This window comes from Streptomyces sp. NPDC090445 (assembly GCF_044769385.1).
Lineage (GTDB): Bacteria > Actinomycetota > Actinomycetes > Streptomycetales > Streptomycetaceae > Streptomyces.
The window spans coordinates 173,131-189,080 of sequence record NZ_JBIVXV010000006.1 but is presented as its reverse complement, the minus strand read 5'-3'; the positions used below and the strand labels follow the sequence as shown (position 1 = coordinate 189,080).

Here is a 15,950-nt window from a genome sequence, read left to right as displayed (position 1 = left end):
ATGGCCCTGGAGGCCGAGATGTCAACCGAAACCCTTGTCGCCATCATCGTCCCGTCCGTCATCGTGCTCGTCCTGATCGGTGTCGGCCTGTGGGCGCTGTCGAGGCGACGCCACCTCAAGCACCGGTTCGGCCCCGAGTACGAGCGCACCGTCGAGGACGCGGGCGGACGGCTCCCGGCCGACCGCGAGCTGCGCGACCGCGAACGGCGGCACGACGCCCTGGAGATACGGGAGCTGCCGCCCGACCTGAGACAGCAGTACGCCGAGGACTGGAGCCACGTGCAGGAACACTTCGTGGACCGGCCCGAGAGCACGGTCTCCGAGGCCGACTCCCTGGTCACCCGCCTCATGCGCGAGCGCGGCTATCCCACGGAGGGCTACGAGCAGCAGCTCCAGGACCTGTCCGTCGAGCACGGCCGCACCCTGGAGCACTACCGCGACGCCCACGACGTCCAGGCCCGCGGCAGCGGGCACGCCACCACCGAGGAGCTCCGCGGGGCGATGGTGCACTACCGCGCCCTGTTCGACGAACTCCTGGTCGCACCCTCGGGCGCGGGCAGCCGGACGGAGGAGAGATGAAGCACGACGAGACCCTCGCATCCCGTGAAGGGCTGACCACCGAGGAACTGGCGCGCCCGCGCATGGACCCCGACCCCGACGCGGCGGACACAGCCGGACGCAAGCCGGCCTATCCGGGCGACGCCACCCCCGTGGACGACACGACCGCGACCACGACCGGCACACGGCCGGACGCGGACCTCCGGGAGGACGCGGACACGGACCGCCCGGACACGGACCGCCCGGACACGGACCGCCCGGACGCGAATCGCCCGGACCCGGCGGACACGAGCGGCCTGACGGCCGCGACGGCGAGAAGCGACAGGGCGGAAGCGGACACGGCGCAAGCGGACACCGCGGCCGCACGGAGGACGGAAGAGCCGGACTCGACGGACTCGCCGGACTCGACGCCCCTGATGCCGGAGTCCGAGGCCGCGGACTTCCGCGACCAGTGGAGCCGGATCCAGACGGGCTTCGTCGACGACCCCAAGGAGTCCGTCCGCGCCGCGGACAGCCTGGTCGCGGCCGTCATGCAGCACCTGGCCGGCACGTTCGCGTCCCACAAGGAGGGCCTGGAGAAGCAGTGGAGCAGCGGCGGCGACGTCCCCACCGAGGACCTCCGCCTCGCCCTTCAGCGCTACCGCTCCTTCTTCAACCGCCTGCTGACCACCTGACCCACCGACCCCACCCCGTACGCCCCGGCGTGCCGAGGCGTACGCACGGGCCGTCCCCCCCGCTCACCGGGGCGGACGGCCCGTTCACGTTCACGCGCTCCGGTTCACGGTGACGGGCTGACCTGGACCGTGGTGTGCGCGCCGCCCGAGGCCTCCTTGACCACCGCGATCCGCGTCCCGGTGTCCGGCACCTTCACCCCGACCTGCGGCAGCTCGGGGTTCCAGTAGGAGCCCTTGCGGTCGTCGAACACGGGCACGCCCGGGCGTGACGGGATGACCGTCGGCGTGCCCGCCTTGTGCAGGACGATGCGGTCGCTTGCCCGCAGCGAGAACGGCGCGTCGAAGGTCTGCGCGCGGGCGTTCAGCAGCGAGCCGTCCCCGTGCCGCAGCGGCTCCGGGCGGGCGTCGACCGGCAGCAGCATCCCGGCGCCCGGGTGGGCCTTGGTGGTGTTGTCGCTGTAGGCGGTGTCCCACAGCCAGATCAGCACCCCCTGCTGGTACGGGTAGAACTCCACCCGGTCGCCGGTGAAGCCGAAGTTGTACGGCCCGGTCCGCAGCTGCTTGCCGTAGCCGGTGTGGCGGCGGTTCTCGACCAGGTAGGCGCGCGGGTGCCGCTCGCTGCCCGTACGGCCCTCCGTGCGGGACCACTTGACCGCGCTCCAGCCGTTCGCGCCCTGCTCGGCCCCGTCGCGCAGCAGCTCGCGGGCGCCGCCGTCCGCGGTGATCCGGATGTCGTCGAAGGTGACGCCCTTGCCGTGGGTGTTGCTGTCGGACGTCACGCGCAGCCGCAGCTGGACGCTGCGCCCCGCGAACCCGTCCAGCGGCACGGCGATCTCCGCCCAGCCGCCCGACGCCCCGGACATGCCCTTCACCGGGATCGCGGCCCCGTTCACCGTGCCGGGGAGGGCCGTCCAGGAGGCGCCGCCGTCCGTGGAGGCCTCCACCGTCAGGAAGTCGAAGTCCTGCTCGATGTCGTACCAGACCCGGGCGTCCAGCCGGGCGGGCCCGGCCGTGCCGGTGAGGTCGACCGTCCGGGAGAGGGTGTTGTCCATGAAGTCGCCGGTGCCGCTCCACCACTGGCTGCCGCCCTCGTACGGGTCGGTCAGCTCGGTCCGCGTCTCCGACGGCGGCAGGTGCACCAGCAGCGCCTGCGGGTCCTCGGTGTTGTAGCCCGACACGCCCAGCACGGCGCGCGTCCTGCGGCCCGCGTCGGCCTCCGTGTACTCCAGCCAGCCCAGCTGGAGCTTGCTCCACGGGTCGAGGTCGCCGGGGAAGGCGCCCGTCGTGTTGCGGCCCTTGGCCAGGTACGAGCCCGAGGACATCAGGGACCAGAAGTTGACGCTGTTGTCCCCGTCCGAGCTGTACAGGTCCGGGAGCCCGAGGTCGTGGCCGAACTCGTGGGCGAAGAGGCCGGCCCCGCTGTTCTCGCCCGCGGTGAGGTAGTCGCCGGCCCAGAGGCCGGAGTCGCCGACGGGGGTGCCGCCCGCCTTGTTGCCCTCGGGGCCGGCGCTGCCGGACTGGTTCCAGTACGCGAACCAGCGGTGCGCCCAGACGGCGTCCTTGCCCTGGGTGCCTCCGCCCCAGGTCTGGTCCTTGCCGGCGTGCACGACCACCAGGTGGTCGAGGTAGCCGTCCGGCTCGTCGAAGTTCCCGTCGTGGTCGGCGTCGTAGCGGTCCCACACGTCGTACTCGGCGAGCTGTGCCTTGATCTGCCCGGGCGTACGGCCTTTCGCGCGCTCGGCGTCGTACCAGGCGGCGGTGGCGTCGCGGACCATGTCCCAGTTGGTGCGGCACTGGCCGGGCTCGGAGCAGTTGTCGGTGCCGTACCGGGCCTCGTTCCAGGGCAGCCGGACCCAGTCGGACACGTAGCCGTCCATGTCGTACCGGCCGGAGGACTGGAGCCGGTAGTAGGCCCGCAGGGACGCGGACTCGGGCTCCGTGGAGAAGAACTGCCGCTCGTAGAAGGCCCGGTCGAAGTCCTTGCGCCACAGGGTGTGGTTGTCGTCGGAGGCGGGCTTGGGGATGGTGTTGTGGCGGGGGCCGGGGGTGCCGCCGAAGCGGGGCTTGCCTTCGAACTCGGTGGTGGTGTCCACCCGGTCGCCGAACTCGGCGAGGATGACGAAGACCTTGTCCTTGCGCTCCTGGGCGAGTTCGACGTACCGCTTGCCGACCTGGGCCCGGCGCGGGAGCGTTCCGTCGGCCTCCGCCCGCAGACCGGCGGGACCGCCGGCGGCGACGCCCTCCAGCGCCTGCCGGCGCAGGGCCTGCCGCTGGAGCTCCAGGGGCGCGGGCGGGGGAGCGGGGGCGTGCTCGGCGTGCTGCGCCGGACCGGCGGACGGCGCGGACGGCGCGGCCGGGGCCGGCCGGGGCGGTGGTGCGGTGGCGGCGAGCGCGGGGGTGGCGAGGAGCGCGAACGATATCGCGGCTCCCACCACGGCGAGTCTGCGCAACGTGACGGCCTTTCACTGAGGGGGAAGGCTGAAGGAAGCGCGGGTAATATTTCACATGTGACAGTTGATGGATAGAGGGTGCGCCGAACCGCCCGCCGCCGCATGCCGGGCCGACGGGGCGAGGGGGAACGGGGCGTCAGATCCCGTTCTGCCGAGGATCGTCCGAGCCGTCCGAGCCGTCCGAGCCGTCCGAGCCGTCCGAGCTGTCCGGTGCGCCCGGGGCTGCGGCCTCCAGGTCGTCGACGCTGCCGGACATGACGGTCCGCACGTGCCGGGTCAGGTGGTCGGCGGGCCAGTCCCACCACGCCACGGCCAGCAGCCGGGCGATGTCCGGCCCGCTGTACCGGCGGCGGATCAGCCGCGCCGGATTGCCGCCGACGATGCCGTAGTCGGGGACGCCATCGACCACGACGGAGCCGGCCGCGACGATCGCGCCGTGGCCGATCCGGACCCCCGGCATGACCGTGACCCCGTGGCCGAACCAGACGTCGTGCCCGACGACGGTGTCCCCGCGGCCCGGGAGTCCGGTGATCAGGTCGAAGTGCTCGGCCCAGGCACCGCCCATGATGGGGAACGGGAAGGTCGAGGGGCCGTCCATCCGGTGGTTCGCGCCGTTCATGATGAACCGCACGCCGGTGCCCAGCGCGCAGAACCTCCCGATGACGAGCCTCTCCGGACCGTAGTGGTACAGCACGTTCCGGCGCTCGAAGTCGGTCGCCCCGTCCGGGTCGTCGTAGTACGAGTACGCGCCCACCTCGATCAGCGGGGACGACACCAGCGGCCTCAGCAGCACCACGCGCGGCTGCCCGGGCGCCGGGTACAGGACGGACGGGTCGGGCACATCGGCAACCACGCCGGCACCACTCCAGACGGTATGCGGAACACGGGACAACCCGCCCATGCTCCCACCCCGCGCTCCCTGGACCCGTTGAACCGGCCGGCGGCGGTCAGCGGTCGGCCGGCGAGGCGGCCGGGCCGAGCGCTGACCGGAAGGCCGCGGCGGACACCGCCGACGTGTACAGCGTGGAGGCCGTCACCACACCGCCCGCCGGCCCGAGGTCCAGGCGGACCGGCGGCCGGAGGTGCAGGACCACGTCGACCGCCGGCTCGGCGGAACAGGCCACCGCGGCCGGGTCGCCGGGAACGGGACGCGGGCCGCGCCCCGGAACGGTCCGCAGGGCCGGGCCCGCCGAACGGACCGCGGAGCGGGGGACGGACACCTCGCCGAAGAACCCGGTCCGCAGCACCACGTGCTGCTCCTGCACCTCGTGCGGGGCCCGAACCAGGGCCGCGGCGGCCCCCAGCCCGGCGAGGACCAGCACGGCTTCGAGGACGCCGTGCGCGAACCGCACGGCGGGCGGCAGCATCGACGACACCACGACTGCCGTGACCGGCTCCATCACGACCAGGCCCAGCAGCATCTGCCGCAACCCCGCCGAATGCGGCACCACCGCCCCGCAGGACCGCGCCCGCCCCCCGGGCACCAGCGCGGCACCCCAGATCCGCAGGATCCGCCCGTTGCCCGGCCGCGCCGTCACCCTCCCCGGAACGACACCCTCCACTGCATCCATCCGGCTCACGGTTCCCCCTTCCGGCTCTCACCGACTTCAGCGTCTGCGACACCCCGGACGGATGAAAGTGACGTTTGTCAGCAGATGACCGTGCACTCCCTCCCGTACATCGGCCCGACCCTCATCCGCGGCCCCCCCGCCGGGCGGGAGGACGGGCACGGTGTCAGGCTGCGTGGGCGGCGTCTGCGATGAGGTCGGCCACCGCGCGCGGCTGGGAGGCCAGTGAGGCGTGGCCGGCGTCCAGTTCGACGGTCTTCCGCGGGTTCATGCGCTGGGCCATGCGCCGCTGGCTCTCGGGGTGGATCATGTTGTCGTTCAGGGAGACCTGGTACCAGCACGGCTTCACGCGCCACGCCGGCGCGGTGACGCTGTCCCCGAACGTCGAGGCCGGCGGCGCCTTCTGCGTCACCGCCATCACCAGCGCCTCCTCCGCCGGGAGGTCCTGGGCGAAGCTCTCGTGGAACTTGTCCTGCGCGATCCACAGGTAGCCGTCGGAGTCCGGGACGATGTTCCCGAAGGCGGCCGGGGGCATCTCCTCGCTGATCCCGCCCGGGCTCTCGCCCGCGTCCGGCGCGAACGCGGCGATGTAGACCAGCCCGGTCACGTTCGGCAGGTCACCGGCCTCCGTGATGACCGCGCCCCCGTACGAATGGCCGACCAGCACCACCGGGCCGTCCACCTGGCGCACCATCTTGCGGGTGCGTTCGGCGTCGTCCGCGAGGGAGGTCAGCGGGAGCTCCACCGCGTGCAGCGAGTCGTAGCCGAGGGCGTGGAGCTCGCCGATGACCTTGGCCCAGTGGGCGGCACCGCCCCAGAAGCCGTGGACCAGGACGATTGCGGGCTGTGCGGCCATCGAGTCCGCCCTCTCGGAAGATCACGGGACACCTGTCCCGTCCAGCAAATCCCGGCCGCGGCGACCCCGCACCCCGGGTTGCCCCTTCCGGGCCGCCCCGGCGCCGAGCCGCGCCGCCCCGGCGCCGAACCGGGCCGCCCCGGCGCCGAACCGGGCCGCCCCGGGCGCCGACCTGCGCCGACCCGGTGCCGAACCCGCGGTCATCTGGCCCGCCGTGTCCGGCGGTTAGGAGGTCAGGCAGACCGGCAGTTCCGTCGCCCCGCCGGCGTTCACGGGCAACCTCACCCTGTGGAGGGTCTCGGGTTGGCGGCCGCCCGGCCGCCCGCGTCCTAAGCTCGCCTGGTGACGGAGAACGAGATCAAGCTGAAGGCGATCGCCGCGCTCACCGCCCTGCGTTCCGGGGCCGACACGGCGTTCGTCTCCGACCTGCTGGCGGAGGTCGTGCCGACCCAGTTCGCCGTCCCGGCCGACGCGACGGCGCAGGAGGTCGGCCAGGCGGTGATCGAGCAGGTGTCGGCGCCGCTGAGCGCGCTGGTGAACGGTTTCATCCTGGCCTTCGACGCGCTCGCCGACGCCCACGACAGCGCCGGCCCCGACGTGAGCACGGAGCAGATCCTCCAGGACCTCGCGCTGGCCCTCGCCCGTGAGGACACCGGCTGAGCGGCCCGGCCCGGCCCAGCCCGACGCGGCCCGACGCGGTCCGCGCGGGTGCATCCGTACGACCCCGAACCGGCGAAGTACCGTCCGAGCCCCCTGCTCCAGTCGGCGGAGCAGGGGGCTCGCCGCCTCGCGCGCGACCGGGCCCGGGCCCGGCCCCCGGCCCGTGATACTGACGCAGTGACACATACCGCTGATCCCACAGGCCCTGTTCATCCCGCAGGCACCGCACGTCCCGCCGCAGACCCGTCGCCGTCCGTCCCGTTCTCCCGTATCAAGGTCCGTACGGGAGCCCTCGTCTTCTGCGGCGACGAGGTGGCCCTCATCCGCCGGGACCGCCCCGCCTCCGCCCTGTACACCCTGCCCGGCGGCAACGTCGAGGACGGGGAGGACTTCACCGCGGCCCTGCACCGGGAACTCGCGGAGGAACTCGCCCTCGACGCCGGCCTGGCCGAGGGCGGCGACCTGATGTGGATCGTCGACCAGCGGGTCACCCGTCCCGGGCCCACGGCCCCGCCCCGCAAGCTCCACCTGCTCTACCGCTTCCACATCACCCCGGCGGTACGGTCCGGCCTCGCCGCGCACGAGGCGGACGAGCTCCCCGACGGCACCCACGACATCGGCGTGATCGAGTGGATCGACTACCGGGAAGCGGCCTCGCTGCCGCTCTTCCCGCCGGTCGGGCCCGCCCTCGCGGCCCTCCCCGACCCGCGCGCGGCCGTGCCCGATGCCGCGCTGCCCCCGGTCACGGACCGGAACCACACGTGGATCTGACCTTCGAGGAGCGACCGGCGGGGCCGAGCGGGGTGTGACACCGCGTCGCGGATGGGTGTGACCGCGGACGGCGCCGGTGCGTTGCCTGGGTACGGGGCCCGCCCGGACCTGAGTAGGAACGCTCAGGCCGGCCGCGGGGCGGGTGCCGACGATGGTGAACACCACTGCTCGCAACGGGAGATCCACATGCTCAGCCGCCTCGCCGACGCCTTCGTGCCCGTGTTCGGGCGCCTCCGCGTGACCGCGGACCACGAAGCCGTCCTCGCTCCGGGCAGCGTGCTCGCCGCCAACCACACCTCCCTCGCCGACCCCGCCGTCGTCCTCGCCGCGCTGCGCCGCCTCGGCGTGGAGCCCGTCGTCATGGCCGCCGCCGGGCTCTGGCGCGTCCCCCTGCTCGGGCGTTCCCTCGCCCGCGAGGGCCACATCCCCGTGTACCGCCGCTCCCGGCGGGCCGCGGACGCCCTCGACCTCGCCGAGGCCGCGCTGCGGGAGGGCCGACTGGTCCTCATGTACGCGGAAGGGGGCATCCCGGAGCGTCGGGACGCCGCGGAGGCCGCGCCCGGCGCCTTCCGCAGCGGGCTGGCCCGGCTCGCCGAACGCACCGGCGCCCCCGTCGTGCCGATCGGGCAGGCCGGGGCCCGCCGTGTCACCTCGGGGAGCGCCGCGAAGCAGGTCGCGGGCCTCGTCACCGCCCCGCTGCGGCGCCCGGACCTGCACGTCCACGTCGGCGCTCCCGTCCACCTGAGCGGGGACGGCTCCGCCCGGACCCGGCAGGCGCACCGCGCGGTCATGGACGCCTGGCGCACGGCCGCCGCGCATCTCGACGAGCCCGCCGCACTGGCCGCATAGGCCGCATGGGCCCTCTGGCCTGCGGTCGACGCCCTTCAGGCCGAAAAGAATCGTCCCCCGTTCGACGGCCCCTCCGGCAAGGGCCTCCCGGTCCGCCCCGGACCGTGTCTCCGGCGGGGCCGGTCATTGCGGAACCCGAGGTGCAGCGCCGGTCGCGCGGGGGGCGGAGCACGTCCGTCCGCCTCGCCCATACCCAACGCGCCGGTGTTTTTTCGCCGAATCCCGGGATTCGCCCGCTCGGCGGCCGCCGCTCGGTAGCGTCCCGTTACGGAAGATCCGGTGCCGGTAACGGCAGAGCGCAGGACGAGAGGTACGGCCATGGCCAACGTGGAAGTTTCACTCAAGGAAGCGATGACCTCGATCGACGGGGTGCTGGGCGTGGCCCTGGTGGACTACAGCAGCGGAATGGCCCTCGGTACGCTGGGGGGCAGCAAGGACCTGGACCTCGGAGTCGCGGCGGCGGGCAACACCGACGTGATCCGGGCGAAGGTCCGCACCATGGAGATGCTGGGACTGCAGGACGAGATCGAGGACCTGCTGATCACGCTCGGGAACCAGTACCACCTGATCCGGGTGCTGAAGAGCCGCAGCGGATCCGGTCTGTTCCTCTACCTCGTGCTGGACAAGGGCCGCTCCAACCTGGCCATGGCCCGCCACCAGTTGCGCCGCATCGAGGCGGATCTGGAGGTCTAGACACAGCGCTCTGTCAGGCCCACGCATGCCCATGAGTTGAAAATTTCTTCAACTCGGCACATCTGAAAGCGGTCAACTTCGGTTCCGCGTGGGCCGACAGGGCAGGACGATGGACACGCAAGGTCGTCCTGCGGCGGGATGCGCGGGACATGGCAACGGGACCGAGGAGCAGCAGGAGCGTCGTGGGAATGCAGGTGCCGCTGTACCAGGCCAAGGCGGAGTTCTTCCGGATGCTCGGCCACCCGGTCCGCATCCGGGTGCTGGAACTCCTGCAGGACGGCCCGAAACCGGTCCGCAGCCTGCTGGCCGAGATCGACATCGAGCCGTCGAACCTCTCCCAGCAGCTGGCGGTCCTGCGCCGGTCGGGGATCGTGGTGTCGACCCGTGAAGGCTCCACGGTGACCTACGCCCTGGCCGGCGGGGACGTCGCCGACCTGCTGCGGGCGGCCCGCCGCATCCTCACCGAGATGCTCGCCGGGCGGAACGAACTGCTCGCCGAACTCCGGCAGGTGGAGCCCGACCCGGCGAACACCTGACGGCCGGCTCCGCCGTGCCGGCCCGCGGGGACCGGCCGGCCGGGGCCGCCGGAACGCACGCGGCACGGAGGGGGTCCGCCCCCACCGTGCCGCAGGCGTGTTCCGTGCCGTCAGCCGGGCCGGCCGGGCCCGGTCCGCCCGGCCCGGGAATCAGCCCTTCCGCTCAGCGCGGGGCCGCCGCCGGGCGGCGGCGGGCGTAGCAGAACAGGTGCTCCTCGGGGGCCGCGAGCTCCCCCTCCGGCTCGAAGGCCGAGACGGCGTGGTGGAGGATTTCCAACCCGCAGTCCTCGCGCAGCCTGCGCAGGTACTCCTCAGGCGAGAAGCTGGACACCTCGACCCGGCGCCCCATCCACTCGATCTCGACGCCCTCCACATCGGCCGGCACCGTGGCCGACACGAGGTACCCGCCAGGCGCCAGCCAGCCGGACATCCGCTCCAGCGCCGCACACGCCTCCTCCCGGCTCATCATCAGCAGCGGGAAGAACGCGCAGACGGCGTCGAAGCTCCCCTCCGGCGCGCCGAACCCGCGTACGTCGCACTGCTCGAACCGGGCCCCGGGCACCTGCGCCCGGGCCAGGTCGACCATCGCCCCGGACACGTCGATCCCCGTCACCTCACAGCCGGCGCGCACCAGTCGTTCGGCGACCGGCCGCCCCGTCCCGCTGCCGACGTCCAGGACGCGCGCCCCCAAGGCCAGCCGCGCGGACAGCCAGTCCACCGCCGCCAGCTGGGCGGGCAGCCGCCCGAAGGCACGCTCGTAGTCGAGTCCCAGACCGTCGAACAGCTCGGCCGCGGACACCGTCCCCCGCCGCCCCTGCCCCGGCGTGGACCGCTCCGGCTCGTCTCCGTGCACCGCACACTCCCTTCCCGCACCGTCATGCCCGACCGAACCACCCTTCCCCGCGCACCGGCCCCGCAGACGCCGCCCCCGCAGACGCCGGAGACCGCAGACGCCGGAGACCCCAGACGCTCCCGTCGCACCGGCCTGGCAGGATTCCGCGCATGGAACTCGCACATCCTCTCGACGGCCTGGACGCACAGCCCTGGTCCGCCGTGTCGCACCCCCACGGCAGCGCCGCCGACCTGCCCCGCCTCCTGCGCACACTGGCCGGCGACGACGAGGCCGCGGCGCAGGAAGCTCTGTCCGATCTGTACGAGTGCCTGCTCCACCAGGGAAACGTCCACGGCGCGAGCGCGCAGGCCGTGCCCTTCCTGGCCCGGATGGCAGCGGCCGGCCACTGGACCGCCGACGTCCTGGTGCTGCTCGGCGGCCTCGCCGAGAGCGAGGACGAGCACGACGTCGCACCGGGCGCCGTCCGGGCCGCCGTCGCCGGGCAGGTGCCGCTGCTGCTGCCCCGGCTCGCCGCCGCCTGCCCCGCAACCCGCCAGGCCGCGGCCTGGGCCGCCGCCCACACCCGCGACGCCGCCGCGGTCCTGCCCGCACTGCGCGAACGCTGGCGGCGGGAGGACGTGCCCCTGGTGCGCGCCGAACTGCTGGGCGGGATCTCCCGGCTGGACCCGCAGCTCGGCGCCGCCCTGGCCGAGACCGTCCTCGGCCCGCGCAACCCGGGCGAACTGCGGCTGGCCGCCCTCTTCGCCTGCCTGGACGCCGGCCTGCCCTGGACCACCGCCCACCACACGACCCTGCTGTCACTGCTGCCCGCCGAGCCGCTGATGGCGCACCGGCTCGACCAGCAGCGCAGCGAACCGCTGTGGGCCGTCGCCCAGGAGCTGCTGCGCCGCGACACCGAAGAGGACCGCGACGCCGTGACCGCGCTGCTCGACAGTGCCCTGCGGGACGAGCGGACCGAAGTCCGGTCCGGCGCCCTGTGGGCGGCCGGGGAAGCGTGCCGGTTCTCCCGCGGCGTGCCGCGGCGCCTGCTGCCCGCCCTGGCCCCGCTCGCCGCCGACGCCGACGCGGGCCGCGACGTACGGACCCTGCTCTCCCGGCTGGGCACCGCGGCCGCGGCGGCCGCACCGGCGCTGGCCGCCGCGGCACGCCGCAACCCCGACCGTGCCGGACCGCGAACGCGCGGCTGACGTCCTGCGCGCTGCCGCCCCGGAGGGCGCGTCGTTCGAGGTGGAGGAGGCCCTGTACGCACTGACCGGGGAGAGCACGGCCCTGCTGGCCGTCCTTGGCCCGGCGGCTCGCGAGCGGCCCCTCCCGGGCCGTCGAGGCGGCCCGGGCAAGCCGCCGAAGTGCTGGGCCTGGAGAGCAGCCCTGCTGGTCCCGGCCCTGCAGGCGGCCCTGAGCGGTGCCCAGGGGCAGGCCCGTACGGCCGGCAGCCCGGATCCGGACGCGGACACCGCTCTCGCCGAGGCCCTGTGGCGGATCACGGGGGACGCGGCGACGCCGGTGGCGGCCCGGGCGGCCGCGCTGCTCGGCCTGGAGGCCCTCGGCCCCGCCGCCCTGGGGCCCGAGCACATCCGTCGGCTCACCGGGCTCGCCGAGCGGGACCTGCGGGTGATCCGCGCGGGCCGGGAAACCCGGATCGTTCACGAGGACGAGGCGCTCCGCCACCGGATGTGCTCCGTGCTCGCCGAGGTCCCGCAGCCCGCCGCCCACGGCTGACAGGCGTTGCCGGACCCGCGACGAACATCAGCCGGGCCGTCGCCACATCGACGGGGGCGTCCTCAGCTCTCCGTGTGGCGGCTGTCCAGGCGGGCGCGGACGCGGCGGGCCGCCGCGGCCATGTGCTCCAGGGCCGGCCGGACCTCCTCCCAGTCGCGGGTCTTCAGACCGCAGTCGGGGTTGATCCACAGCCGGTCGGCCGGCACCGACTCCAGGGCCCGTTCGATGAGCCCGGCGGTTTCCGCCTCGTCCGGGACGCGCGGGGAGTGGATGTCGTACACGCCCGGCCCGGCCTCCCGCGGGTAGCCGGCCCCGCCCAGTTCCCCGGCGATCCGGAGGCGGGAGCGGGCCGCCTCCAGGCTGATCACGTCGGCGTCGAGGTCCTCGATCGCCGGGAGGATGTCGCCGAACTCCGCGTAGCACATGTGCGTGTGGACCTGGGTGTCCGGCCGGGTCCCGCCGGTCGCCAGGCGGAAGGCCTCGGTGGCCCACGCCAGGTACGCGGCACGGCCGGCGGCCCGCAGCGGCAGCGTCTCCCGCAGCGCCGGCTCGTCCACCTGGACCACGGAGATCCCGGCCGCCTCCAGGTCGGCAACCTCGTCCCGCAGCGCCAGGGCCACCTGGCGGGCGGTGTCGGCGAGCGGCTGGTCGTCGCGGACGAAGGACCAGGCCAGCATGGTGACGGGCCCGGTCAGCATGCCCTTGACGGGGCGGTCCGTGAGGGACCGGGCGTACGCCGCCCAGCGCACCGTCATCGGGCCGGGGCGGGTGACGTCGCCCGCGAGGACGGGCGGGCGGACATAGCGGGTGCCGTACGACTGGACCCAGCCGTGCCGGGTCGCCAGGTAGCCGCCGAGCTGCTCGGCGAAGTACTGCACCATGTCGTTGCGTTCGGGCTCGCCGTGCACGAGGACGTCGAGGCCGGCCTTCTCCTGGTACGCGATCACCTCGCGGATCTCGGCCTCGATGAGCCGCTCGTACGCGGGCCGACCGATGCGCCCGGCCCGCAGGTCGGCGCGGGCGGCGCGCAGCCGGGCGGTCTGTGGGAACGAGCCGATGGTCGTCGTCGGCAGCAGAGGGAGCTTCAGGTGCGCCCGCTGGGCGGCGGCCCGCTGCGGGTACGCCTGGGGGCGGCGGGTGTCCGCGTCGGTGACGGCGGCGGACCGGGCCCGCACGGCCGGGTCGCGGGTGAGGGCGGACGCGGCACGGGAGGCGAGGTCGGCGCGGTTGGCCGCCAGCCGGGCGGCGATGGTGTCCGGGCCCTGGGCGAGGCCCCGGGCCAGCGCGGCGATCTCCTCCGTCTTCTGGCGGGCGAAGGCGAGCCAGCGGGCCACCTGCGGGTCCATGTCCCGTTCCGCGCCCGCGTCGAGGGGGACGTGCAGCAGGGAGCAGGAGGCGGCGACGTCGACCCGGCCGGCGAGGCCGAGGAGGGTGCCGAGCGTGGCGAGGGACGCCTCCAGGTTGTTGATCCAGACGTTGCGGCCGTCGACGACACCTGCGACGAGGCGCTTGCCGGGCAGTCCGCCCGCCGCGGCGAGGTCGGCGAGGTTGGCGGCGGCGGGACCGGTGAAGTCCAGCGCGAGCCCGTCGACCGGCGCCTTGGCGAGGACGGGCAGCGCCTCGCCGAGCCGGTCGAAGTAGGAGGCGACCAGCAGGCGCGGCCGCGCGGTGCCGACGGGGAGGGCGCCGAGCTCGCGGTAGGCGCGGGCGGCGGCGTTCAGTTCGGCGGGGGTGCGGTCCTGGACCAGCGCGGGCTCGTCGAGCTGCACCCACTCGGCTCCGGCCGCCCGCAGGTCGGCGAGCACCGCCGCGTACACCGGCAGCAGCCGGTCCAGGAGGGTCAGCGGAACGAAATCGGCGGGCGCGTCCGGAGCCGGCTTGGCGAGCAGCAGGTAGGTGACGGGGCCGACGAGGACGGGCCGGGCGGCCAGGCCCAGCGCGAGCGCCTCCTCCAGCTCCGACACCTGCTTGTGCGGGTGCGGGGTGAAGACGGTGTCGGGGCCCAGCTCGGGGACGAGGTAGTGGTAGTTGGTGTCGAACCACTTGGTCATCTCCAGCGGGGCCGCGTCCCGGGTACCGCGCGCCATGGCGAAGTACCCGTCGAGCGCGTCGGCTTCGGGATCGCCGGTGGCGTCGAATGCCGCGCGGTGCCGGGCCGGGACGGCGCCCACCATGACGGTGGTGTCCAGGACGTGGTCGTAGTACGAGAAGTCGCCGGTCGGCACCTCGTCGATGCCGGCCTCGGCCAGCTGCCGCCAGGCGGCCCGGCGCAGTCCGGCGGCCGTGGCCCGGAGCTCGGCGGCCGTCACCCGGCCCTTCCAGTGGCCTTCGACGGCCTTCTTCAGTTCACGGTGCGGGCCCTGGCGCGGGTAGCCGTACACGGTGGCGGTCACGGAACTCTCCTTCGCGAGTCGTGTGGGCGTCCCGGGGACGGGAACGCGGGCGCGAAGGAGCGACGGGCACGGTGGTGCCCGCTGTCGCCGACCCGCCCTCGAGGTCACCGGGATCTCCGTACGCATCGGCCGCGCACGGGCAGTGGCAGGTCTTCGGACTCGCGGGCACGACCTGCGTACGCGTCGACGCGTTGACGTTCGACGTACGCGGTCTCCTACTGGCCGTCGCTTCCCGGGCCCGGAGGTCCAGTGCGTGTGACGGCGGTCGTTCCCGCTCACCGCTGCGGGGCAGTCCCGGATTCCCACCGGGTTCCCTCTTGCGACGCGCCCCGCCCGGATGACGGGGGCGAACCAGCTGCACCGGCCACCCTAAGTCATGAACGTCCAGGAAGGGATGCCTTGTTCGGGGTGCGGGACCGTCCCGGGCTCAGGGGCGGCGGTCTTCGGCCACCACCGGATACGGGACGAAGGTGCTGGTGTTCTCGTCGACGGCCAGCGCACGGCCGAGCGGCGGCGCCGCGCGCTGCGGGCATTCGAGGCGTTCGCAGACGCGGCAGCCCATGCCGATCGGGGTGGCGGCCGCCGCACTGCCGAGGTCGAGCCGTCGGAGTACACCAGGCGGGCGGCGTGCCGCAGTTCGCAGCCGAGGCCGATGGCGTACGTCTTGCCCGGCTCCCCCCAGCCGCCGCCGTGCCGGGTCACGGCCCGGGCCGTCCACAGGTGGGCCGCCCTGGCGCGCTCCGCCTGCGAACGGTTCGCCGTCTCCCGCGAACGCGCCGTGCAGCGCGGGAAGCTCGACCGCTTCGCCGCCGAGGACGCCCTCGCCCGCCTGGTGTTCTCCGCCGACCTCGGCGAACTCGCCGACCGGCAGCTCGTCATCGAGGCCGTCACCGAGGACGCCGACACCAAGACCGCCGTCTTCGCGGCCCTCGACAAAGTCGTCGCCGATCCGGAGGCGATCCTGGCGACCAACACCTCCGCCCTGCCCGTCATGCGCCTGGGCACGGCCACCTCCCGCGCGGACCGGGTCGTCGGACTGCACTTCTTCAACCCGGTCCCCGTACTGCCCCTGGTCGAGGTGGTCTCCTCCCTCCACACCGCCCGCGCCACGAGGGACGCGGTGGCGGGGTTCGCCCGCGACACCCTCGGCAAGACCCCGGTCCACTCCCGGACCCGCTCCGGCTCGCCGACCTCATCGGCCTCGACACGGTCGCCGCCATCGCCGAGGCCCTCTACGAGGAGTTCAAGGAGCCCCTCCACGCCCCGCCGCCGCTGCTGCGGCGCATGGTGCAGGCCGGGCTGCCCGGCCGGAAGACCGGACGCGGGTTCCACACCTACCCGGAGCAGCCGGCGGGTGCTCGTTAACCCCG

General features: G+C 74.2%; 15 protein-coding genes, 2 pseudogenes and 1 riboswitch. Of the genes and pseudogenes, 10 read left to right on the top strand and 7 right to left on the bottom strand.

The window, feature by feature from the left end; translation table 11 throughout:
* Nucleotides 1-18 precede the first annotated feature (18 nt).
* Nucleotides 19-579, top strand: coding sequence for a transmembrane domain-containing protein (locus ACIQUT_RS15950; RefSeq protein WP_403563502.1), 561 nt, complete (start codon nucleotides 19-21; stop codon nucleotides 577-579).
* On the top strand, nucleotides 576-1,232 hold the full coding sequence (locus ACIQUT_RS15945; RefSeq protein ID WP_403563500.1) for a hypothetical protein: 657 nt from the start codon (nucleotides 576-578) through the stop codon (nucleotides 1,230-1,232). The genes ACIQUT_RS15950 and ACIQUT_RS15945 overlap by 4 nt, the downstream gene beginning before the upstream one ends.
* A gap of 104 nt (nucleotides 1,233-1,336) precedes the next feature.
* On the opposite strand, the gene ACIQUT_RS15940 is transcribed toward ACIQUT_RS15945, so the two are convergent.
* The 4 genes from ACIQUT_RS15940 to ACIQUT_RS15925 all read right to left on the bottom strand — a co-directional run bounded on the left by ACIQUT_RS15940 (nucleotide 1,337) and on the right by ACIQUT_RS15925 (nucleotide 6,106).
* Nucleotides 1,337-3,664, bottom strand: coding sequence for an immune inhibitor A domain-containing protein (locus ACIQUT_RS15940; protein WP_403563498.1), 2,328 nt, complete (start codon nucleotides 3,662-3,664; stop codon nucleotides 1,337-1,339).
* 154 nt (nucleotides 3,665-3,818) lie between these two features.
* On the bottom strand, nucleotides 3,819-4,535 hold the full coding sequence (locus tag ACIQUT_RS15935; RefSeq protein ID WP_403563496.1) for a CatB-related O-acetyltransferase: 717 nt from the start codon (nucleotides 4,533-4,535) through the stop codon (nucleotides 3,819-3,821).
* Between the two features lie 94 nt (nucleotides 4,536-4,629).
* Entirely contained in the window at nucleotides 4,630-5,253 is a 624-nt protein-coding gene (locus ACIQUT_RS15930) for a hypothetical protein (RefSeq protein WP_403563494.1), read from the bottom strand.
* A 163-nt stretch (nucleotides 5,254-5,416) separates the two neighbouring features.
* Nucleotides 5,417-6,106, bottom strand: coding sequence for an alpha/beta hydrolase (locus ACIQUT_RS15925; RefSeq protein WP_403563492.1), 690 nt, complete (start codon nucleotides 6,104-6,106; stop codon nucleotides 5,417-5,419).
* A 342-nt stretch (nucleotides 6,107-6,448) separates the two neighbouring features.
* Here ACIQUT_RS15925 and ACIQUT_RS15920 point away from each other — a divergent pair, with 342 nt between their 5' ends.
* From ACIQUT_RS15920 to ACIQUT_RS15900, 5 genes are all read left to right on the top strand, one after another.
* A complete protein-coding gene (locus ACIQUT_RS15920; protein ID WP_179175871.1) occupies nucleotides 6,449-6,766 on the top strand; it encodes a hypothetical protein in 318 nt (105 codons plus the stop codon).
* 177 nt (nucleotides 6,767-6,943) lie between these two features.
* Nucleotides 6,944-7,537 (top strand): NUDIX hydrolase, encoded by a 594-nt coding sequence (locus ACIQUT_RS15915; RefSeq protein WP_403563490.1) that lies wholly within the window; start codon nucleotides 6,944-6,946, stop codon nucleotides 7,535-7,537.
* Between the two features lie 186 nt (nucleotides 7,538-7,723).
* Complete coding sequence (locus ACIQUT_RS15910) at nucleotides 7,724-8,386, top strand: lysophospholipid acyltransferase family protein (protein ID WP_403563488.1); 663 nt, start codon at nucleotides 7,724-7,726, stop codon at nucleotides 8,384-8,386.
* A gap of 318 nt (nucleotides 8,387-8,704) precedes the next feature.
* Nucleotides 8,705-9,079, top strand: a complete 375-nt coding sequence (locus ACIQUT_RS15905) for a hypothetical protein (RefSeq protein WP_403563486.1) — start codon at nucleotides 8,705-8,707, stop codon at nucleotides 9,077-9,079.
* A 188-nt stretch (nucleotides 9,080-9,267) separates the two neighbouring features.
* A complete protein-coding gene (locus ACIQUT_RS15900; RefSeq protein WP_403563672.1) occupies nucleotides 9,268-9,615 on the top strand; it encodes an ArsR/SmtB family transcription factor in 348 nt (115 codons plus the stop codon).
* Nucleotides 9,616-9,778: 163 nt separating this feature from the next.
* Here the strand turns inward: ACIQUT_RS15900 and ACIQUT_RS15895 are convergent, their stop codons facing one another.
* Complete coding sequence (locus ACIQUT_RS15895; protein ID WP_403563484.1) at nucleotides 9,779-10,468, bottom strand: class I SAM-dependent methyltransferase; 690 nt, start codon at nucleotides 10,466-10,468, stop codon at nucleotides 9,779-9,781.
* 149 nt (nucleotides 10,469-10,617) lie between these two features.
* Between ACIQUT_RS15895 and ACIQUT_RS15890 the strand changes: the two genes are divergently transcribed.
* A complete protein-coding gene (locus ACIQUT_RS15890; RefSeq protein ID WP_403563482.1) occupies nucleotides 10,618-11,655 on the top strand; it encodes a hypothetical protein in 1,038 nt (345 codons plus the stop codon).
* The gene (locus ACIQUT_RS15885) at nucleotides 11,630-12,187 is read left to right on the top strand and encodes a hypothetical protein (RefSeq protein WP_403563480.1); all 558 of its coding nucleotides are present in this window, start codon (nucleotides 11,630-11,632) and stop codon (nucleotides 12,185-12,187) included. Before ACIQUT_RS15890 ends, ACIQUT_RS15885 begins: the two co-directional genes overlap by 26 nt.
* A gap of 62 nt (nucleotides 12,188-12,249) precedes the next feature.
* Here the strand turns inward: ACIQUT_RS15885 and metE are convergent, their stop codons facing one another.
* Together metE and ACIQUT_RS15875 are read right to left on the bottom strand one after the other, a co-directional pair.
* A complete protein-coding gene (metE, locus tag ACIQUT_RS15880) occupies nucleotides 12,250-14,580 on the bottom strand; it encodes a 5-methyltetrahydropteroyltriglutamate--homocysteine S-methyltransferase (protein WP_403563478.1) in 2,331 nt (776 codons plus the stop codon).
* A 147-nt stretch (nucleotides 14,581-14,727) separates the two neighbouring features.
* Nucleotides 14,728-14,899, bottom strand: a riboswitch (cobalamin riboswitch).
* Between the two features lie 108 nt (nucleotides 14,900-15,007).
* Nucleotides 15,008-15,303: pseudogene (locus ACIQUT_RS15875) on the bottom strand (short-chain fatty acyl-CoA regulator family protein); the annotation flags it as partial.
* A gap of 1 nt (nucleotide 15,304) precedes the next feature.
* Between ACIQUT_RS15875 and ACIQUT_RS15870 the strand changes: the two are divergent.
* Nucleotides 15,305-15,945 (top strand): annotated as a pseudogene (locus tag ACIQUT_RS15870) (3-hydroxyacyl-CoA dehydrogenase NAD-binding domain-containing protein); the annotation flags it as partial.
* Nucleotides 15,946-15,950 lie beyond the last annotated feature (5 nt).